22 protein-coding genes are annotated in these 21,040 nt (G+C 33.3%); 12 read left to right on the top strand and 10 right to left on the bottom strand.

Features of this window, described 5'->3' with window-relative positions; genetic code table 11:
- Positions 1-136: 136 nt before the first annotated feature.
- Complete coding sequence (locus ACYSNV_RS01185) at positions 137-682, bottom strand: hypothetical protein (protein WP_461760734.1); 546 nt, start codon at positions 680-682, stop codon at positions 137-139.
- A gap of 124 nt (positions 683-806) precedes the next feature.
- Between ACYSNV_RS01185 and ACYSNV_RS01180 the strand changes: the two genes are divergently transcribed.
- The 10 genes from ACYSNV_RS01180 (at position 807) to ACYSNV_RS01135 (ending at position 9,991) form a co-directional block, all read left to right on the top strand.
- Complete coding sequence (locus ACYSNV_RS01180) at positions 807-2,033, top strand: BaiN/RdsA family NAD(P)/FAD-dependent oxidoreductase (protein ID WP_461760733.1); 1,227 nt, start codon at positions 807-809, stop codon at positions 2,031-2,033.
- 166 nt (positions 2,034-2,199) lie between these two features.
- Complete coding sequence (locus ACYSNV_RS01175; RefSeq protein ID WP_461760732.1) at positions 2,200-2,523, top strand: hypothetical protein; 324 nt, start codon at positions 2,200-2,202, stop codon at positions 2,521-2,523.
- A gap of 492 nt (positions 2,524-3,015) precedes the next feature.
- A complete protein-coding gene (locus ACYSNV_RS01170; RefSeq protein ID WP_461760731.1) occupies positions 3,016-4,101 on the top strand; it encodes a diphosphomevalonate decarboxylase in 1,086 nt (361 codons plus the stop codon).
- Positions 4,102-4,149: 48 nt separating this feature from the next.
- The gene (locus ACYSNV_RS01165) at positions 4,150-4,548 is read left to right on the top strand and encodes a hypothetical protein (protein ID WP_461760730.1); all 399 of its coding nucleotides are present in this window, start codon (positions 4,150-4,152) and stop codon (positions 4,546-4,548) included.
- 22 nt (positions 4,549-4,570) lie between these two features.
- Entirely contained in the window at positions 4,571-5,164 is a 594-nt protein-coding gene (locus ACYSNV_RS01160; RefSeq protein WP_461760729.1) for a penicillin-binding protein activator LpoB, read from the top strand.
- Between the two features lie 12 nt (positions 5,165-5,176).
- On the top strand, positions 5,177-6,613 hold the full coding sequence (locus ACYSNV_RS01155) for a COG3014 family protein (protein WP_461760728.1): 1,437 nt from the start codon (positions 5,177-5,179) through the stop codon (positions 6,611-6,613).
- Between the two features lie 2 nt (positions 6,614-6,615).
- Positions 6,616-6,969 carry a cysteine-rich CWC family protein gene (locus ACYSNV_RS01150; protein ID WP_461760727.1) on the top strand — a complete coding sequence of 118 codons (354 nt, stop codon included), beginning with the start codon at positions 6,616-6,618 and terminating at the stop codon, positions 6,967-6,969.
- A 71-nt stretch (positions 6,970-7,040) separates the two neighbouring features.
- The gene (locus tag ACYSNV_RS01145) at positions 7,041-7,979 is read left to right on the top strand and encodes a mevalonate kinase family protein (RefSeq protein ID WP_461760726.1); all 939 of its coding nucleotides are present in this window, start codon (positions 7,041-7,043) and stop codon (positions 7,977-7,979) included.
- A 60-nt stretch (positions 7,980-8,039) separates the two neighbouring features.
- The gene (locus ACYSNV_RS01140; protein ID WP_461761067.1) at positions 8,040-8,954 is read left to right on the top strand and encodes a geranylgeranylglycerol-phosphate geranylgeranyltransferase; all 915 of its coding nucleotides are present in this window, start codon (positions 8,040-8,042) and stop codon (positions 8,952-8,954) included.
- Positions 8,955-9,088: 134 nt separating this feature from the next.
- Complete coding sequence (locus ACYSNV_RS01135; RefSeq protein WP_461760725.1) at positions 9,089-9,991, top strand: pseudouridine synthase; 903 nt, start codon at positions 9,089-9,091, stop codon at positions 9,989-9,991.
- An 83-nt stretch (positions 9,992-10,074) separates the two neighbouring features.
- Here ACYSNV_RS01135 and ACYSNV_RS01130 read toward each other — a convergent pair whose 3' ends face one another.
- The 3 genes from ACYSNV_RS01130 to ACYSNV_RS01120 form a co-directional block, all read right to left on the bottom strand.
- Positions 10,075-10,803 carry a pirin family protein gene (locus ACYSNV_RS01130; RefSeq protein WP_461760724.1) on the bottom strand — a complete coding sequence of 243 codons (729 nt, stop codon included), beginning with the start codon at positions 10,801-10,803 and terminating at the stop codon, positions 10,075-10,077.
- Positions 10,804-10,889: 86 nt separating this feature from the next.
- Positions 10,890-11,465 (bottom strand): Crp/Fnr family transcriptional regulator, encoded by a 576-nt coding sequence (locus tag ACYSNV_RS01125; RefSeq protein ID WP_461760723.1) that lies wholly within the window; start codon positions 11,463-11,465, stop codon positions 10,890-10,892.
- A 135-nt stretch (positions 11,466-11,600) separates the two neighbouring features.
- Positions 11,601-12,791 carry a pyridoxal phosphate-dependent aminotransferase gene (locus ACYSNV_RS01120; protein ID WP_461760722.1) on the bottom strand — a complete coding sequence of 397 codons (1,191 nt, stop codon included), beginning with the start codon at positions 12,789-12,791 and terminating at the stop codon, positions 11,601-11,603.
- Positions 12,792-12,909: 118 nt separating this feature from the next.
- Between ACYSNV_RS01120 and rsmG the strand changes: the two genes are divergently transcribed.
- Complete coding sequence (gene rsmG, locus ACYSNV_RS01115) at positions 12,910-13,539, top strand: 16S rRNA (guanine(527)-N(7))-methyltransferase RsmG (protein ID WP_461760721.1); 630 nt, start codon at positions 12,910-12,912, stop codon at positions 13,537-13,539.
- Between the two features lie 71 nt (positions 13,540-13,610).
- On the opposite strand, the gene pruA is transcribed toward rsmG, so the two are convergent.
- The 6 genes from pruA to map form a co-directional block, all read right to left on the bottom strand.
- The gene (gene pruA, locus ACYSNV_RS01110) at positions 13,611-15,236 is read right to left on the bottom strand and encodes an L-glutamate gamma-semialdehyde dehydrogenase (protein WP_461760720.1); all 1,626 of its coding nucleotides are present in this window, start codon (positions 15,234-15,236) and stop codon (positions 13,611-13,613) included.
- Between the two features lie 158 nt (positions 15,237-15,394).
- Positions 15,395-15,781, bottom strand: a complete 387-nt coding sequence (gene apaG / locus ACYSNV_RS01105; protein WP_461760719.1) for a Co2+/Mg2+ efflux protein ApaG — start codon at positions 15,779-15,781, stop codon at positions 15,395-15,397.
- A gap of 90 nt (positions 15,782-15,871) precedes the next feature.
- Complete coding sequence (locus tag ACYSNV_RS01100) at positions 15,872-17,122, bottom strand: type IX secretion system plug protein (protein ID WP_461760718.1); 1,251 nt, start codon at positions 17,120-17,122, stop codon at positions 15,872-15,874.
- An 11-nt stretch (positions 17,123-17,133) separates the two neighbouring features.
- Entirely contained in the window at positions 17,134-17,805 is a 672-nt protein-coding gene (hxpB, locus tag ACYSNV_RS01095; protein WP_461760717.1) for a hexitol phosphatase HxpB, read from the bottom strand.
- A gap of 76 nt (positions 17,806-17,881) precedes the next feature.
- Positions 17,882-18,646: a class I SAM-dependent methyltransferase gene (locus tag ACYSNV_RS01090; RefSeq protein ID WP_461760716.1), complete on the bottom strand. Its 765-nt coding sequence runs from the start codon at positions 18,644-18,646 to the stop codon at positions 17,882-17,884.
- Between the two features lie 24 nt (positions 18,647-18,670).
- The gene (gene map / locus ACYSNV_RS01085; RefSeq protein ID WP_461760715.1) at positions 18,671-19,489 is read right to left on the bottom strand and encodes a type I methionyl aminopeptidase; all 819 of its coding nucleotides are present in this window, start codon (positions 19,487-19,489) and stop codon (positions 18,671-18,673) included.
- Positions 19,490-19,653: 164 nt separating this feature from the next.
- On the opposite strand from map, the gene ACYSNV_RS01080 reads away from it, so the two are divergent.
- Positions 19,654-20,922, top strand: a complete 1,269-nt coding sequence (locus tag ACYSNV_RS01080) for an acetyl-CoA hydrolase/transferase family protein (RefSeq protein WP_461760714.1) — start codon at positions 19,654-19,656, stop codon at positions 20,920-20,922.
- Positions 20,923-21,040 lie beyond the last annotated feature (118 nt).

Below are 21,040 nucleotides of genomic sequence, written 5' to 3'. Positions count from 1 at the left end.
GTGGAAAATTTTTAGTCTGCTTGGTGATTAAAGATTATTAAAAAAATGTAAAAAAGTACCATTAAACACAACCAGCTTGGATGAGTTCAGGCTGGTTGTATTTAAATATGATTCTATTTTTGTCAATGCTATTTATTTATCGAACTGGTCTTAGAGTATTACTGTAAGTTATCTTAAAAGGGACTTTTTTGTTAGCATTGTTTTTCATAATGTAGATAAACTTAAATCGTTTGGCTAAATCTTGATCAATGGTAACCTCTCCATTGATATAATTATCAGAGACAACAAAATCTTGGGTGTTTTCAACTCTTACTGATTTTGCAATTCCAGTTGATAAGTCACTTATGGTCATTGCATTGAGAAAGGTTTTGTCCTGGTTTTTTATTGTAATATTCTCTCCCTGATAACCTTGTGTTAAAATCACTACGGAATAATTCTCAGCTGTAGCTCTCATGCCTGCTAAATAATTATTCTTACTTGCGGTACTAACCGAGCGGAAATCGTCTCTGACTTGCGCATAATCTGGTAAATCTAAAACTTCTTCTAATTCTTCTTCACGATCATCTTTAATTTCTTTGCTATTCTCTATGGTTGGCTTATCTGCAGGAACACTTTTAAGATGTTTAGCGGATTTACACATAGTAAACAAAGCAATTAAAGCTAAAAATGGTAATTTTTTCATATTCTTATATTTAACAATGATAAGTTTGCGATCGTTAGTAAGTATCTTTGTGGCTGTAAAGATAATTTTTTTACTTCTATTTAAAAAAGCTCGATTAAACTAAAAAGTTAAAAAGCAGTAGACAATGAATTACGATGTTATTATTATAGGTGGAGGTGCGGCTGGTTTTTTTACCGCAATTAATCTGGCTTGTGAAAAGCCGAACTTGCGTATTGCAATCCTAGAGAGAGGGAAAGAGTTCTTAACGAAAGTAAAAATATCGGGAGGAGGTCGATGTAATGTCACTCATGCCTGTTTTGATCCTGGCGAGTTAGTGAAATTTTATCCAAGGGGAAGTAAAGAGTTACTAGGTCCTTTTCATCAATTTTGTAGTGGAGATACAATTGCTTGGTTTGAACAAAGAAATGTTGAATTAAAAATTGAGCAAGACGGAAGGATGTTTCCTGTAACGGATAATTCTCAAACAATTATAGATTGCTTTTTAGCCCAAGCTAAGAAATATAAAATAGCTTTATATAGTGGGTGTAGTGTTAATGGAATTTTTCCAAAAGAGGACTCTTGGAAAATAGATACCTTGCAAGGTAGTTTTCAGGCTAAAAAACTTGTTGTTGCAACGGGTAGCAATCCTAAAATTTGGGACATGTTGCAAGAATTAGGACATTCTATTATTAGCCCTGTAGCTTCTTTATTTACATTTAATATTAAAGATAAAAGGATTAAGGATTTAATGGGTCTCTCTACAATGGCTAACGTTAGAGTTAAAGATAGTAAATTACAAGCGCAAGGACCTTTGTTAATTACCCATTGGGGAATGAGTGGACCTGGTATTTTGAGACTCTCGGCCTGGGGAGCAAGAGAACTAGCTTTGAACAATTATAACTTTACTATTGTTGTGAATTGGACTAAGGATCATAGTTATGAGTCTATGTTAGGGTATTTATTTGAACTTAGACTTGAACATGCTAAAAAGAATGTTATTAAACGTAATTTTGTTGATTTGCCATCGCGTTTATGGGAGAGTTTAGCTTTAGCTAGTGGGATAAGTGGAGATTGCTCTTGGGCGGACTTGTCTAATAAGCAATTACAAAATTTAGCCGGTGAGTTAACTCAAGGTGAATTTCTAGTGACAGGGAAAAGTACTTTTAAAGAAGAGTTTGTTACCGCTGGAGGAATCGATTTAAAGCAGGTAAATTTTAAAACTATGGAAAGTAAATTATTACCTAATATGTATTTTGTTGGTGAAATATTAAATATTGATGCAATTACAGGAGGCTTTAATTTTCAAAATGCTTGGACAACTGGTTTTATTGCCAGTAGTGACTTAAAATTTAAATTTAATGATGAAGAATAATTTTTATTACTATAATTTATCCAGTAGAATAATGCTATTAATTTTAGCATTAGGACCTTTTCTAGGATTCGCTATTTATTTTTTGGTATATGGAAATATACTAGCAAAAATCTTGAGCTTGGTATTGTTCTTTTTATCTGGTGTTTTTATTTTTAAAAGTATTTGCATGAAAGTAAGTATTGATCAATACGGTATACATTATAGTAGTTTGTTGAAAAAACAAACTTTATTATGGCAGGAACTACACGATGTACTTATTGTTGTTCGTGAAAGAAGAAATAATCCTGATTATTACAAATATGAGCACTGGTTTGCAGCCAATAGGCTTGGTAAGGGATATTTCTTACTATTCCGCGCTGGGGACAGTTTTCCGGAAAACCCTATGTTTATGTTTAGTGCTCCTGTCTCTCAAGGATATATTAGTGTGCAATACCGTAAAGAAATTCAAAAATATGTAGATAGGTATTATAGACCTTCTAATAAAAATTAGTTATTTATTTGAGGTTTATTTTTTTTAAGTGTAAAATAAACTTTAATGGTAGCCAATAGCCATATTAATACTAGGTTAAATAAAGCTATTTGGTAGAATTCTTTATCTTTAAGATATAAGTTAAGTTCAAATATATCAATGTGTGAATGCGATGGGAAATAGGTTATAATACATAATACGACATATAACGCTACGCATATGGGAAATAATCTTATGTAAATTAGAAATATTTTTTTAAACATATTTAAATGTAAGTTTCTTTACATTAACAATTTATCTGATTGAGTTAAAATTAGTGAAAACACCTAAGGTCTACAAGGTGCTATTTGCTAGTAGTAGGGTGTTTTTTACTCTGGTGAGCTTATGCTGGTTTTATTTGGTAATATATGTTGAATCAAAGAGAATCTTTACACCGATAAGAATAATAAAATAGCTAATGTTTAATGTTGAGAGAAAAGAGTGTATTTTTGTGAAAGTTGAAAAAAAATAAATATGAATATTGAAGAGTTTATTTATAAAGAGCCCTTAAAAATAGATGAGAAATTATCAGGTGTTTTTACTTGGAGTTCTCCAAGTAATATTGCACTGGTTAAATATTGGGGGAAGAAAAAAGGTCAGATTCCTGCTAATGCTTCTTTGAGTTTTACTTTAAGTAATTGTAAAACAATTACTAATTTGCATTACCAGGGTAAAGAAAAACAAGCCATCGAATTTGAGTTAATTTATGAATCTCAGCCCAAATCTTCATTTAATCCAAAAGTAGAAAAGTTCTTTGAGCGAATTTTAATTTATTGTCCATATATAGCTTATTTTAAATTTAGAATCGATACCCGAAATACGTTTCCTCATTCCTCAGGAATTGCGTCTTCTGCTTCATCAATGGCTGCATTAGCTGTGAATATAATGAGTTTGGAGCGTGTATTGAACCCTAAGATGACTCAAGAATTTTTTGATAAAAAAGCATCTTTCTTAGCACGTTTAGGTTCGGGTAGTGCTTGTCGTAGTATTAAAGGAAATGTTGTGGTTTGGGGGCAAGATGACCAAATAGCCGGTAGTTCAGATTTATTTGGATTGCCGTTTCCATACCAAGTACACGATAAGTTTAAAGATTACTGCGATGTTGTATTATTGGTAGATAAGGGAAAAAAGCAAGTATCAAGTACCCTTGGTCATGATTTGATGCATAATCATCCTTATGCACAACAAAGGTTTATACAAGCCAAAGATAACATCTCTAAGTTAAAGCAGATTTTAATTAGTGGTGATCAAAAAGGGTTTGTTGAATTAGTGGAGAGTGAAGCTCTAACTTTGCACGCCATGATGATGACCTCTATGCCTTATTTTATTTTAATGAAATCCAATACATTACGCATTATTGAAAAAATATGGAACTTTAGACAAAGCACCAATATACCGGTGTGTTTTACTTTAGATGCAGGGGCTAATGTACATTTGTTGTTTAGTCCTGATGATAAGCCAGGTGTAATGGATTTTGTAAAAAAAGAGCTTGTAGAGTTATGTGAAAACGAGCAATTCATTGAAGATAAAATGGGATTTGGTTCTATAGAAAATAAATAATTTTTTGTATCTTTATGATATGGATGTTTAATTCAAAAAAGAAATGTTATGAAAAATACATTATTATTGGGAATTTGTTTTTGTGGTTCTTTACTAATAACTAAAACTTGTTACTCCCAAGAATTAGCGCCGGATCAAAATCCTAATTATCGTAGTAGTATGCTTGAATATATCAGTGTGAGTGATTCTATTAACCAAGGTCAAGGAACCACATTTCAAGATACCTATAAAGCTTACGATTGGTATGAAGCAAAGCAAGAGCGAAAAGATTTAAGAAGAGCTTACCGTCAGGAATTAAGAATGGAAAGAGCCAAGAATTCGCGTAATTATTACAACGGATATTCAGGTGGATACTATGGAAATTACTACAATAATTATAATCGATGGAATTGGAATTGGAGACCTAATATAGGCTATCGTACAGGAAATTGGTGGTTCTCAATTTAAAAAAAATAAAAAAAAATAAGTTATGCAAATAAAACGTATCGCAATAGCGGCATTGTTTACCCTAAGTGGTTTATTAATTACTTCGTGTGGTCGTCAAGTAACTAGAGTTAGTACTGACCAAACTATTGATATTAGTGGGAGATGGAATAATTCCGATTCCAGGGAGGTTGCCCAACAAATGACCAGGCAGGTTCTTGAGGGGCCTTGGATAACAAACTTTCAAGAAGAGCACCAAGGCAAAAAGCCGGTGGTTATCGTAGGTATGGTGTATAACAAAAGTCATGAGCATATTGATGCGGAAACATTTGTAAAGGATGTAGAACAGGCCTTTATTCAATCCCAAAGAGTTCGACTTGTTCAAGGAGGGCAAAAACGTGAGGAGTTAAGAGCTGAACGCGCAGATCAACAAACAAATGCTTCTGTTTCTACGATGAAAAAGTTCGGTTTAGAAAACGGTGCGGACTTTATGTTACAGGGATCGATTAACTCGATTGTGGATTCACATAAAAAGAAAAAAGTAGTTTATTATCAAGTTAATTTAGAGCTTAGTAATATTCAAACTGGAGAAGTTGTTTGGATAGGAGATAAGAAAATTGCCAAATACGTCAAAAATTAAAAGCTAAAAGGAATGGTTTATAACCAATTCATTTCGACACTAAAAAGAACATCAGTATTTATTATGCTGATGTTTTTCTTATTTGGGTGTGCCTCATATAATGAAAGAATTGCTCCGTATTATAATGCAATTAGCGCAGGAGACTTACAAGGTGCCAAGAAGTCTTTAGAGAAGAATGCTCTTTTAAAGAAGCCAAGAAACAAATTACTCTATGACATGGAAATGGGACGTTTGGCTCACCTACAAGGCGATTATCTACTAAGTAATCAGTATTTGAATCAGGCTGATCTACTTATTGAAGATGGTCTGAAATCCGCTGGTGATGTGGCAGTAGGTTTGGTTTTAAATTCAATGAGCCAAAATTATAAGGGGGAGGAATTTGAGATTTTTATGTTACATTACTACAAGGCTTTAAATTATATGTATTTAGGTCAGATTCAGGAAGCTGTGGTAGAGGCAAGGAGAATAAGTTTGCAAAATTACCAACAAGCAGATAAGTATGGTGATAAAACCACTCGTTACTCCAAAGATGCCTTTTCTTTAATCCTGCAAGGTTTGATTTATGAATATGATCGGGATTATAATAATGCTTTTATTTCTTATAGAAATGCCGTGGAGGTATATCTAAGTTCAAAAACAGGACTCTATTATGGAGTAAGTATGCCAAAAACTTTACAACATGATGTTATGAGAATGGCCTATTTATTAGGATTTACGTCAGAGCTTTATGAATTAGAGAAGACATTTAATACCACTTTTGAGCATGAATCTAATGGACAAGCAAAAGATTTAGTGATTTTTTGGGAGAATGGTTTAGCGCCAATTAAACAACAAGAAGATGTTTTATTTACATTGGTAAAAGGAGAGAGTGGAGCCTTGTTTTTTACCAACGCTTTAGGTATAATGATTCCGGTGGATCTTGGTATTGCAGGAGGTACTTCTTTAAATGACATACATAGTGTTAATATTGCTTATCCTAAGTATCTTTCTATTATGAAGCCTTATTATATGGCTAAGGCTAAAGTTAATGAGCAAAAAAGCTATAGTTTCGAGCAAGTTCAAGATATAGATAATCTTGCTGTTTCTACTTTAAAGGAACGTTCAGCTAAGGAATTAGGAAAAATATTAACACGGATGGCTGTGAAAAAATCTGCGGAATATTCTCTAAAAGCTGCCGCTCGTAATCAAGCCAGTAAAGGAGAGAATAATGCTGTTTTAGAGGGGTTAGGTTTTGGAGTACAGGTTTATAACTTACTTTCGGAAAAAGCCGATACTAGAAACTGGCAAACTCTACCCAGTGAAATTAGTTACCTAAGGATACCCTTAGAGCAACAGGAAAATAAGATAAAGATTGAGCTCTATAATCATCAAACAGGTAAAAAAGAGTTTGAAAAGGAATTTTCTCAAAGTAATAATTTACAGTTTTATAACTTTGCAACCATGAAATAATTATGACAAAAAATAAATTATGTACCCATTGTAAGGCTATTATAGATTGTAGGGCCGAAGATATTGTTAACTGTGATTGCACGAAAGTTAACATAAGTGGGGAATTACGCGTATTTTTAGCCAAGAGTTATCATAAATGTTTATGCAATAACTGCTTGGGAAAATTCGAGCAGATGCTAGAATTTAGTAAAGAAAATCAACTTCCACTGCGTAGAAGTCAAATGCAAGAAATGACTCATTATTATATGGAAAATGGTTATTTTGTATTTACGGAATTATATCATTTTTTAAAGGGACAATGCTGTGGAAATGGTTGTAGACATTGTGTTTATGGCTTCAAAAACAGATATTTATAAAAAAAATGTAAATCAACGATACCCATGAGAATATTATATGTATTTTTGTGGGGTAAATTACTTTTATTGCTATGAAAGGACCATTATTTTATTCGAAGATATTATTATTTGGAGAGTATGGAATTATAAAAGATTCCAAGGGGTTATCTATCCCTTATAATTTTTATAACGGAGCTCTGAAAATTGATCAAAATTTAGATCAGGTTGCTGCAAATTCCAATCAAAGCTTAAAGAACTTTTCACTTTATTTGCAAGACTTACAACAAAGTGAACCAGAATTAGTGCAATTTGATTTAAACACATTATTTAACGATATAGACCAAGGACTTTATTTTGACTCTAGTATTCCACAAGGATATGGAGTTGGAAGCAGTGGAGCTTTAGTAGCGGCTATATACGATAAATATGCTTTAGATAAGATTACGGTATTGGAGAATCTTACTAAAGATAAATTAGTTGCTTTAAAGCAAATCTTTGGAAAAATGGAGGCGTTTTTTCATGGAACTAGTTCTGGATTAGATCCTTTAAATAGTTATCTTAGTCTTCCAATTTTAATTAACTCCAAAGATAATATTGAGCCAACGGGTATACCTTCTCAAAGCGTTAATGGTAAGGGAGCTGTATTTTTGATAGATAGCGGGATTGTAGGAGAGACTGCTCCGATGATTACAATTTTCATGGAGAAGTTGAAAGATCAAGGATTTAGACATATATTAAAAGAACAATTTGTAAGGCATACCGATGCGTGTGTAGAAAATTTCTTAAAAGGAGATATGAAATCTTTGTTTAAAAATACAAAAGAGCTATCTCGTGTTGTTTTTAATCATTTTCAACCTATGATTCCAGAAAAATTCCATCAAGTTTGGCAGCAAGGTATCGAAAGTAACGACTATTATTTAAAACTTTGCGGTTCAGGTGGTGGTGGTTATATTTTAGGATTTACTCCTGACTTTGAAAAAGCAAAAGAATCATTAAAAGACTATAAACTAGAGTTGGTGTATCAATTCTAGAATTACATATTTTAAATATTATAACCTTTGGCTATTGCCAAGAAAAGTTAAGCAATGGGAATATTATCTAGGAAATATAAAATACTCTTAGCCAAGATTTTCAGTTTGTTTTCAGTAGTTAGGGGTTATAATATTTTCATTATCGTTTTATCACAGTATTTAGCATCTATCTTTTTATTTGCTCAAGAGAAAAGAGCATGGGATGTAATCTTAGATTGGCGATTATTTTTAATTATTTTTTCAAGCTCCTTGGCCATTGCTAGTGGATACATTATAAATAACTTTTATGATGCCGAAAAAGACGTTATTAACCGCCCGGTTAAATCGATGTTAGACCGTCTTGTTAGTCAAAATACAAAATTAAAGGTTTATTTTATACTTAATTTTTTATCTGTAGGTCTGGTATTTTTTGTCTCTTGGCATGCTAGTTTATTCTATGGATTCTACATATTCTTACTTTGGTTTTATTCTCATAAGCTAAAAAAATTTCCAGTAATTGGTAATTTAATGGCTGCTTTGTTGGCGATTTTGCCTTTTTTCGGAATATTAATGTACTTCAAGTCATCTTATCCAGAAATATATATTAATGCCTTTTTTTTATATTTAATTATTTTAATTAGGGAATTAATTAAAGATATGGAGAACGTTCCTGGTGATTTTGCTAATAATTATCAGACCATACCAGTTCGATTTGGAGAAACAACTGCAAAAAAAGTAATTACCGTTTTAGTGGTATTAACTCTGATCCCGATTTACTTACTTATAAAAGATGAGAGTATGGGCTATATGGCTTACTATTTTTATTTGTGTATCGCTGTATTGCTGGTTTTTTTGTATCGCTTATGGAACTCGAATACATACTTTCAATACCATCGATTACATGTGAGTTTAAAGTTGTTAATACTTCTGGGAGTTTTTTCTATTGTGTTAATTAAACCCTCTGTAATTGTAAGTGGTACTTCTTTATTAAGCTAATTTTTTGTATTTTAAGGCATAGGTGATAAATTGACTGATTAAAATCGACAATAATAAGGTTGGTTTATGATAATTGAGTTAAAAGTATATTCTATAAATCCATAGTTTAACTATCTTTGTAAAAATAATTTATTATGAATAACGGTAAGTCAAATTCGAAAAATAAAAAATCCTCTTTTAGTGGAGCTAAAAAGAAGGATAAGGGCAAGCCAATTTCTAAATCTAAATTTGGAAAAACGCCGAGCTCGTCAAAGAGTTTTATAGCTGACTCGAATAAGCCATTTGACGCAAAGCCTAAAGTAAAAACGACAAAGAAAACCATCGAGTCCGATGAAATTCGTTTAAATAAATATATTAGCAATTCAGGAGTATGTTCTCGTAGAGAAGCCGATGTTTATATAGTTTCTGGTAATGTAAAGGTTAACGGTGCAGTGGTTACCGAAATGGGTTATAAGGTTAAGCCTGGTGATACAGTTGTTTTTGATGGTTCATTAATTACTCCTGAGAAAAAGGTTTATGTATTGTTAAATAAGCCTAAGGGATTCTCAACAATCAACGAAGAATTTATCTCCAATGAGAATGTTTTAAGCTTAGTTAAAAACGCTAGTAAATCCGTATTAACTCCAGTTGGTAGAATGGATAAAAGTACCTTAGGCCTTATGCTTTTTACCAATGATAGCGATTTGTTACAGAGATTGAATTCTCCGGATCAACGTTCTTCAAAAGTATACCAAGTATCTTTGGATCGTAACTTAAAATATGAGGATTTAGAGAAAATTAAAAAGGGTATTTATATCGAGGAAAAGCGCGTTTTTGTTGAAGATATCGCCTATGTTGAGGATCAACCAAAAACCGAGATTGGAATTAAGTTAAAAGCTTCTAACGTGAAATTAGTACGAGCACTTTTTGAGAGTCTTGATTATAATGTATTGAAGTTAGATCGTGTAATGTATGGGCCAATTACTAAATGGAATTTGCCTCGTGGAAAATGGAGATTTTTAACTCCCGAGGAAGTCTTAAGTATAAAAAATGGCTAAAAGCACAGTAATTGTATTATAAAAATAAAAGCTCATCAATGTTTATTTGATGAGCTTTTTTTGATTGTTTTTTGTTTTGTTGTTTATTGCGCAAGATAGCTAGGTAATTCCAAAGGAACCTCCATTAATAAAAGCTCGCTTTCTTGCATGGCTTCTATGGTTATTTTATTGTCTTGGGTAATACTTATAGCGTCTTTAAGTTCAAGGGTTTTATCTAAAACTTTAATCGATCCCTTTAAGACCATTAAATATATGGCGTTTTTAGAGTCTTTTAACTCATAATCTAAAGTTTTGCCTTTTTGTAAGTCAGCCAGAGCGAACCAAGCATTTTGGTGTATCCAAAGCCCTTGATTAGCATCTTTTGGTGCTATAATAGTCTCCCATTGATTTAGACGATTTTTTTTATCAAAAGTAATTTGATCATATCGAGGCTCTACATTTAGAGTGTCTGGAAACAGCCAAATCTGCAAAAATTTGACTTCTTGGTCGTCACTAGGATTAAACTCACTATGTTCTATTCCTGTACCTGCACTCATAACTTGTATGTCTCCTGTATGAATTTCGGTTGTGTTTCCCATCGTATCTTTATGGGCTAAGCTACCTTGTAAGGGAATGGAAATAATTTCCATGTTTTGATGAGGGTGCTGTCCAAATCCCATGTTAGGGGCTACTATATCATCATTTAAAACACGTAAAACACCAAAGTGCATTCGTTCGTTATTATGATAATTTGCAAAACTAAAGGTATGGTGAGAATCTAACCAACCGTGATTTGCATGTCCTCTTGTATTAGCTTTGTATATTGTGTTCATAAATTTTGTTTCTACTGATTTATAACACAAAGATAGCTTATCGATTGTAAAATAAACTTAATCTAGTTTAAGAAATAGATTTATCTTTATTTTTTTAATAAGTTTCTTTTCATTTTGCTAAAAAATTCTGGAGTAATTCCAAGATAGGAGGCAATTTGCTTTTGAGATATGCAATTTTTAATGCTAGGATATCTTTGACAAAATTTCTCGTAGCGCTGTTCGGCTGTAAGGCTTAAATTATCGATCAACCTTTGTTGATTAGCAATTAAAGAGCGCTCTACTAAAATACGAAAATACCTTTCCATTTTGGGAACTTGGGCAAATAGCTCATTTTGTTTATCTCTAGTTAACACAAGAACTTTGGCTTGTTCGATTACTTGAATATAAGAGGTGCAGGTTTTTTTGGATAAAAAACTGTACATATCTGCCATCCACCAGCCTTCAGGGGAGAAACTCAATGTGTGTTCGTTTGCCTGTTCATCTATGTAATAATTTCTTAATATACCATCTACTACAAAGTAAGATGGACTAATGTCTTTATTGGCACAGATAAGTTTTGTTTTATTAGGAAATTCTTGTGTCTCAAAGAAACTTAATACCGTTTGTTGTTCTAAGTCACTAAGGCTTATATGTAAGGCAATATTTTTTAAAAGTAAGTCCAAATTCAGTTTTTATATATTAGGTAGAATAATAAAGATACTAAAAAAATAGATAAATTTTTAACATCTTATAGGCCTTATCTAAAGGTATTTCAAAATAAGTAGGCTTTGTTAATAAAACAAAGCCTACTGTTGTTATTACTTTAAAGCTTGTTTAATTCTTTTAAAAGCTTCTATTAGTTGATCTTCGCTTGTTGCGTAGGAGAAGCGGATGCAATCCGGATTTCCAAATGCAGCTCCGGTTACACATGCAACATGAGCTTTATCTAAAAGATACATAGCTAGATCATCGGCATTATTAATTTTATAACCTTCAAAAGTTTTACCAAAGAAAGCCGATACATCAGGGAATACATAAAATGCACCCTGTGGTACGTTGGTTTTCATTCCTGGAATTTCTTTTAAAAGAGATACAACTAGGTCGCGTCGATTTTTAAATGCATCTACCATGTTTTTTAAAAAGACAGGATCTTCTTGTATTGCTGCAATAGTTGCTCTTTGAGCGATACTATTGGCCCCAGAGGTTACTTGTCCTTGTATCTTGGTACAGGCTTTTGCTATAAATTCAGGAGCTCCGATATAGCCAATTCGATAACCTGTCATTGCAAAGGCTTTAGCAATACCATTTACTGTAATGGTTCGCTCTAACATGCCAGGTATTGCCCCAATACTTGCTGTTTTGCCCTTAAAATTAATGTGTTCATAAATTTCGTCTGATAAGATAAATACATTTGGATATTTTTTTAATACCTGTGCTAATCCTTGGTATTCTTCTTGACTATATACCGAACCACTTGGATTACAAGGAGAACAAAACCATACCATTTTTGTTTTTGGTGTGATTGCTTGGTCAAGTTGTTCTGGTGTAATTTTGAAGTCATTTTCTATATTTGTCGGTAACTCAATTGGAATCCCACCACATAGCTTAACTATCTCTGCGTAACTTACCCAATATGGAGCTGGAATTACAATTTGATCACCAGGATTTATCATCACTTGTGCTACGTTGTATAAAGATTGTTTTGCTCCAGTTGAAACTACGATTTGATTGGGAGAATAATCTAAATTATTATCTCTTTTAAATTTATGGCTGATGGCTTGTCGCAAATCTAAGTAACCTTCCACTGGTGGATATTTGCTATAATTTTGCTCAATGGCTTGTATAGCAGCTTTTTTAATAAAATCGGGTGTGTTAAAATCAGGTTCTCCAAGACTAAGGCTAATCACATCAACTCCTTGCTCTTTTAGCTCTCTAGCTTTTGCTGCCATTGCTAAAGTTTGGGAAGTTGCTAGTCCTTTAATTCTATCTGATAAAAATTCATTACTCATAATGTGGAAATACTATTTTGTTGGATATCTAATCAAAGGTAATTATTCTAGTAGTATAATTGAAGTATTCGGGTGGTTTTAACCAATAAAAAAGCTTAATTTTGTCAAAATTTTACACATGGAAGAGATTTTAAGATATTTCCCAAATCTTACGGATCAACAGATCAATCAATTTGCCAAATTAGAGCAGGTCTACACCCAGTGGAATGCTAAGATTAATGTTATCTCAAGAAAAGATATTCATGAATTATATACCAAGCATGTTTTACATTCCCTAGGGATTGCTAAAATTATGGAATTTCATCCAGGGGCTAGTGTGATGGATGTTGGTACAGGAGGAGGTTTTCCAGCCATTCCACTTGCTATACTTTATCCTGAGGTGCAATTTTATGCAATTGATATTATTGCAAAGAAAATATTGGTGGTTAATCAAGTTATCCAAGAATTGGGATTAACCAATATTAAAGCAGAGCAAATGCGAGCCGAGAAAGTGGAAGAGAAATTCGACTTTATAGTTAGTAGAGCCGTAACTAATATGCCTGATTTTGTTAGTTGGATTAGACACCGTACTAAAAAGGAAAATAACCACGAATTTGAAAATGGTATTTTGTATTTAAAAGGAGGGGATTTGACACAGGAATTACTAGACTTTCCTAAAGCAGTGGAATTTGATCTAAGCAATGTTTTTGATGATCCATTTTTTGAGACTAAGAAAGTAGTTTACTTACCATTAAAATATAGAGGATAAAAAAATGCCCCAAAAAGTATTTAAAACTTTTGGGGCATTTCTATTTTTGAATGTTTCTCTATTGTATTAGTTTATCCTAAAAATGGATATTTATAATCTGTAGCTGGTACAAAAGTTTCTTTAATTGTACGCGGAGAAACCCAACGTAATAAATTTAAGATAGATCCGGCTTTATCATTTGTTCCAGAAGCTCTAGCTCCACCAAATGGTTGTTGTCCTACAACAGCTCCTGTTGGTTTATCATTAATGTAGAAGTTACCAGCACAATTTTGTAATGCTTCTGTAGCCTCTACAATAGCATAACGACATGTTGCTAGAATAGCTCCAGTTAAAGCATAGATAGATGTTTGGTCAACTAATTTTAAAGTTTCGCTCCATTTTTCATCTTCATAAACATATACTGTTAACACAGGCCCAAACAACTCCGTTTCCATTGTTGTGTAATGAGCATTGGTAGTTTCTATGATTGTTGGTTCAATGAAGTATCCAACAGATTTATCATATTTACCACCAAAGATTACTTGTGCATCGGTATCTTTTTGAGCTTGATCAATAGCACTGGCTAATTTATCAAATGAAGATTCAGAAATTACAGAAGAAACAAAGTTAGAAGGATCCTCAGGTGAACCCATTTTAATGGTAGCTAAATCTTGACCAACGTATTGCTTAACTTGTTCCCATAAAGAAGCAGGTATATAAGCTCTTGATGCAGCTGAACATTTTTGTCCTTGGTATTCAAAGGCACCTCTTACAAGAGCAACAGCTACCTCTTTTGGACACGCTGAAGGGTGAGCGATAACAAAATCTTTCCCTCCAGTTTCACCTACGATTCTTGGGTAAGTTTTGTAGTTGTTTATGTTTTGTCCAATTTTATTCCACATGGAGTTAAATACTCCGGTTGATCCTGTGAAGTGAATTCCAGCAAAATCAGGGCTAGCTAATAATGTGTCGGTAATCATTCCTGAATTTCCGTAGATAACATTAATTACTCCTTTTGGTAGACCTGCTTTTTGTAATACCTCTACAATTACTCTAGCTGAGTAAATTTGCGTAGCTGATGGTTTCCAAACAACTACATTCCCCATCATTGCAACTGATGTTGGTAAGTTACCAGCAATTGCAGTGAAATTAAATGGTGTAATAGCGTAAATAAATCCTTCTAATGGTCGGTGTTCTAATCTATTCCACATTCCTTCTGATGATTCAGGTTGTTCTGAATAGATTTGAGCCATATATTGGGCATTGAATCTTAAAAAGTCAATAAACTCACATGCAGCATCGATTTCGGCTTGGTGTAAAGTTTTTGCTTGAGCAATCATTGTTGCAGCATTAATTTTAGCACGGTATGGGCCAGCTAAAAGATCGGCTGCTTTTAAGAAAATCGAAGCTCTTTGCTCCCAAGGCATTGCTGCCCATTTCACTTTTGCTTGTAAAGCAGTAGAAACAGCTTTTTCCACTAAGCTTTGATCAGCTTGGTGATAAACTCCTAATTTATGTTTGTGATCAAATGGAGGGAATAAATCTTTAGTATCACCTGTTCTAATTTCTTCTCCATTGATATATAATGGAATATCAACTTGTTGGTTGTATTGTTCTTTGAAAGAATTCAAAGTCAATTCTCTTTCTTTTGACCCTGGAGCATAAGACTTTACTGGCTCATTTACAGCTACAGGAACTTGGTAGAATCCTTTTGACATATATTTCTTTTTTAAGTAGTTGTTAAAAAATGTGTTATTACAAAGATAGTAAAAAAGGTTGTATTATTTTTTAATAATCTTATTTCAAATCAGTCCAAATGGTTAAAGTATTAAAAATTTATTTGCTAATAAATCTTAAAATATTTATCCGAAATAAGCTAATTCATTGCATAGGTAGCAATTAACTTGAACCTAGGAATACGAACCTTGAAAGTGCGATTCTCTAAGGGACATACGACATTATAATACCCAGTCATGACTCCTATTGTTGAATGTAGTATACAACCACTGGTGTAGCTATGGCTGTTTAAAGGGTCAATAATTGGCTGTTGACCTATTATACCTTGCCCTTGAACAATTTTTGTGGCTTGTAATGAATCGATTATCTCCCAATATCTCGAGTCTATTTGAATGGGTAAATCGGTATGATTGGTTATGGTAATGTTATATGAGAAGGCGTGTTGCAAAATATCTTTTTGAAAAAAGCTTCCTTGGTATACACTGCGAACAGAAACTTGTACGCCTTTAGTGTTTTGTGTAATCATAGCTAATTGGAAAATTAGAAAATCAAAAATAGGTAATTGTTAGGGTTTTATTGTCAGATTAGGATTATTTTTAACTTGAATTGTTTCCAATTAATAAGTTATATTTTTAGCGTCTGCATATCCGATGGCTAAAACTCTGTCATATAAATCAGTGTTTTTTCGATAATAAACTACTACTTGATAGGTATTTTGCGTTAGGGCATAGTTACCATCGGGATTGTTTTTTGCAGAGACTTTATTGTTCTCAACCCCAATATAGGCGTAGTTGGTAAACCCTTGCTTTATTAATATAGCTTTTTCATAGTAATTTTTCTCTGGATTATAATCCATTTTACTATTGTTGTTTAGTTGGTAATCATTGAACATACCTCCAATGTAGTAATGGGTATTTTTGGGCATGTCCTCACTTGGTATATAGGTAAAGTACACCCAAGCATATTCAGCTTCAATACTAGGATTTCTTGCATTTATGTTTCTCACGACAAATTGACCATGTATATCGGGAAAATAGGTATATCCTTTGTCTTTTCTACTGTAGTTTGTATATAAGTAAGTGTTATAAATTCCGCCAGATACAGTTGTTGAGCCAATAAAGTTATTTATTTGCCTTATATCGCTATTGTCAAAATTTAAAAATTGATTTAACCCCCAAAATTGGGTGGGTTCTTCGTAGCGATAAATCAAATCGTTACCTATAGTATATTGTGGTTTTATTCCTGTTTTAAAGCTATCCCAACGACCATTTTGTAATATTGCAACCTTTATATTGGCAGTAGGATTGGTAAGTAGATTATCACCCAATGAGATGGTGAAATCCAGGTTTTGTTTGGTTTCGTATACTTGTAAGTCTCTTGTTCTTTTTACAGCCACCCCCACATTTACAACATCTTCGTATAGGATGAATTTCCTTCTTATAACAACTTGATTGTCTTGATCGTAGATTTCTAAAACGTAATTTCCGCTTTTAGTGATTTGATATACGCTATTTGGTAGATTTAGCTTATAATGGGTGTAGTTTTGCAAAGTATTGTAAGAGTTTTCGCTATGCATAATGCGTTGATTCTCCATTCCTTTGATGTATTGAATAGGCTTTAAGTCCGAAGGTGTCCAATCATAATTATATGCAAGTACTCGATAGAAGTAATTAGTGTCATCTGCGTATAAGTCATCAAACTCAAAACTAAAAGTATCTCCTAGTCTAAAAAATGGATTGCAGGATTGTCCTTGACACATGAAACTTGCCGTTTTTATATAATCAGCGGTCGTATTTTGCGGTACTTGTGCAAAGCTGAGCATAGTGCCAAGTATAGTAAGTACAATAGCGTAAAATCTGTGAGTCATTCTTATTTTATTTAGTGAAAATTTGATATTATAAAGAGTTTATCAAGATCCGTATAGACTTGGTGTAAACTTGTAATTTTAAAGTCCACGAAATCAAATTTTGCATTTTTCACTTCATGATTTTCACCAAAAAGAATAACTTCCATGTTGGCTGATTTACCTGCCTTGGCTCCCGTATAGGAATCTTCAATAACAATGCAATTTTTGACCTTAGAACCTAGTAATTTAGCACATTGTAAATACACATCAGGTTCAGGTTTGGGATTGTCAACTTGCTCGGCAGAGACGATTTGGTCAAAATATGGAGTTATCTTTAAAGACTCTAAAGTGTATTGTATTATCTGAGAGCTAGAATTACTTGCCAAGCCAATTTTGATATTGTTTTTCTTTAAAAACTCAAAAACATCTAGTAAACCTGGACTTGGGACGGCCTGTTGCTGTATTAATTGAATAACACGATTAGAAATCATAGAAGCAACTTGTTCCACACAAGGACCTTGCCAGGGTCTGATATTATACCAGAATTGAACAATTTGTTGGATAGTTTGTCCTTTGATTTGATTGGCTTGTGCTAAATTATACGCAACCCCTAAGCTTGTTAAAATTTCCTGCTCGCTTTGTCTCCAAAGTTTTTCAGAATCTAACAATACGCCATCCATGTCAAATATCACAGTATCTTTCATTGCTTTTGATTCTTTATAGTTAATCTATGCAATATAAGCAAAGACTAAAAGAATAAAAAACATGCTTAATAATAAATTATTTATAACATACTGGAATAATTTCTCCCTCACATAAGCAATACTTAGTAATGAGTTCTGGTTTTATTACTTTTGTGTAGTCAACCGGATCAACTCTAAAGCCTACTTGACGAAGTTTATCAAAATAATCTAGACCATATATTCGTAGGTGATCATACTGACCAAATATTGCGGTTCTTTGTTTAGGGTCTGTAATACTGTCATCTTGAAAGGTGCTTTTTCTTTTAAGATCTTGTGGAACTTGGAAGATTCCCATTCCTCCAGGTTTTAAAATCCGATATAATTCTTTCATAGCCTTTTGATCATCGGGAATATGTTCTAAAACATGATTACACAAAATTATATCAAAGCTATTATCTTCAAAGGGTAGATTACAAATATCCGCTTTTACATCTGCTAAAGGAGATTCTAAATCTGTGGTAATATAATTTAGATTATTTTGTTTTTTAAACCGCTTATAAAAAGCCTGTTCGGGGGCGAAATGTAGAACCTTTTTAGGTTGAGTAAAAAAGTCAGTTTCATTTTTAAGGTAAAGCCAAAGCAAGCGATGCCTTTCCAAAGAAAGGGTACTGGGAGACAGTGCGTTGTTTCTCTGGGTAGAATAACCATAAGGTAAAAAAGTTCTAAAACTTCTCTTATCAATAGGGTCGGTGTATACATCCCCCTTTAAATACCAGGCTAAGATTGGTCTAACCAAGTAACTCAACCGAATCAGAATCGGCCGAGGTACTAAGTTTAAGATTGTTTTAAAAGCTTTTTTCATTTATAAATAAAAGTGCCTAATAAGTTATAAAACTAATGGATTAGCTCTAAATTCATCCTCTTCCGTGCTGTGAATGCCTAAAGCTTGATAAATATATTGGAAGGTAGATAAAAGTTCAGGTTTTCCATTAATTAAAGCTACATCATGTTCAAAGTGCGCTGATGGTTTTCCATCTCTTGTAACAATTGTCCACCCGTCGCTTAGTTGTTTAATGTTTCTAGTTCCTAAATTTATCATTGGCTCAATGGCAACTACCTGTCCTTCGATAAACTTTTTGCCTCTACCTTTTTTTCCGTAATTAGGCATCTCTGGATCTTCATGCATTTTACGCCCAAGTCCATGACCTACTAATTCACGTACCACTGTATAACCCTGGGCTTCACAATAACGCTGAATAGCACTTCCAACATCTTCTACTCGGTTTCCTAAAACAAACTCGCGGATACCAACATATAAAGATTCTTTGGTTACTTGTAGTAATTTTTTCGTTTCTTCAGAAACCTCACCAACTTCAAAAGTATAGGCGTGATCTCCATAAAATTCATTCATTAATGCACCACAATCTACCGAAACGATATCTCCTTCTTCAATGGGGCGATTTGTAGGTAGTCCATGTACAATTTGATCATTAACACTTGTCAATAAAGTAGAAGGACATCCATATAAACCTTTAAAACCAGGAACAGCTCCATGGTCTCTGATGAATTCTTCTGCTTTTTTATCTAAATCTAGAGTAGATACACCTGGCTTTATTTCTGTAGCAATCATACCTAAAGTTTTAGAAACCAATAGTGCACTTTGTCTGATTAACTCAATTTCTTCTAGAGTTTTTGGAATTATCATACCTTATAATTTTAAGTCTGACAAAATTACGTCTTTAGATTCAATGAAAAAAATGATTACTAATAGTTTTTTGGTTGTCTATTCTATGGTAAAAGTGTAATTTTACTTTTTGTTAAATAACAACCATAGATAATTAATTATATCATCAGATTAATCGTTTTCAAATGACATATGTTACTGCTAGCCAAGCGGCTAGTCTTATAAATTCGGGGGACCGTATTTATGTTCATGGGATTGCTTGTACACCGAACTTTATTCTTGAGGCAATTACACAAAGAGCAAGGGAGTTAAAAGATGTCGAGTTTTACCATATTCACACCTTGGGTGATGCTCTTTATGCTGATATAAAGTACAAGGATAGTTTTAAAGTAAACTCTCTTTTTACTGGGGCTAATGTACGTCATACCATTAAACAAGGAAATGGATCCTATATACCCGCTTTTTTACAAGATATGCCAGGGTTGTTTGATAATCAGATTTTGCATCTTGATGTGGCTTTAATCCAAGTCTCCAGTATGGATCAACATGGATATGTTTCTTTGGGAACCTCAGTGGAGAGTACCTTGGCTGCTATTCGAAATGCGAAGACAGTTATAGCACAAGTAAATAAGTTTATGCCTCGTACCTTTGGAGATAGCTGCCTTCATATTTCGCAAATAACTTGTTTGGTTGAACACAACACGCCACTATTGGAAGAGTTTGTAGTCAGCGCAGCTAGTGAGCAAGAGGAACTTATCGGGGATCATATTGCAAAAATGATTGAGAATGGGAGTACATTACAAATGGGGATAGGTACAATCCCGGAAGTAGTTTTGCAAAAACTTCGTAATCATAAAAATCTAGGATTACATACCGAGATGTTTTCCGATGGAGTAATAGACCTAATTGAGGCTGGTGCTTTAAATGGAAGTCAAAAGTCCATCGATAAAGGTAAAGCTGTAGCTACTTTTGCTGTTGGCTCACAAAGATTATATGATTATATGGACAATAACCCACTTTTTTTACTAAAGGAATGTTCTTATACTAATGACCCTAGTATTATTAAACAAAACCCGAAGGTAATTGCTATTAACTCTGCTGTGGAAATTGATCTAACGGGGCAAATTTGTGCTGATTCTATTGGACCTAGAATTTATTCTGGTGTTGGTGGTCAGGTAGATTTTGTCCGAGGTGCCACTCTTAGTAAAGGGGGTAAGGCTATTATTGCCATGACTAGTACGACAAAGAAAGGGGAAAGTAAGATTGTACCATTTTTAAAACAAGGTGCAGGAGTTGTTACCTCTAGAGCACATGTGCAATATGTTGTTACAGAATATGGCGTTGCTGATTTAAGAGGGAAGAATTTAATTCAAAGAGCTCATCTTCTTTCTAGTATTGCTCACCCGGATCATCGCCAAAGTATTTTACAAACCTACCTTCAAAGTATAAAATAATATTTAAAAACAATAAAAGCTCTATTTTGAAATTTAATTTCTAGAGCTTTTATTATTTTTAATAGGTACTTTTAATCCTGTACCGTTTTTTAAGACTAATTAGTTTGATTTTTTTGTG

The organism is Myroides sp. LJL119 (assembly GCF_054871605.1).
Note: the sequence above shows the minus strand (reverse complement) of the source record. Positions and strands in the feature narration are given on the sequence as shown.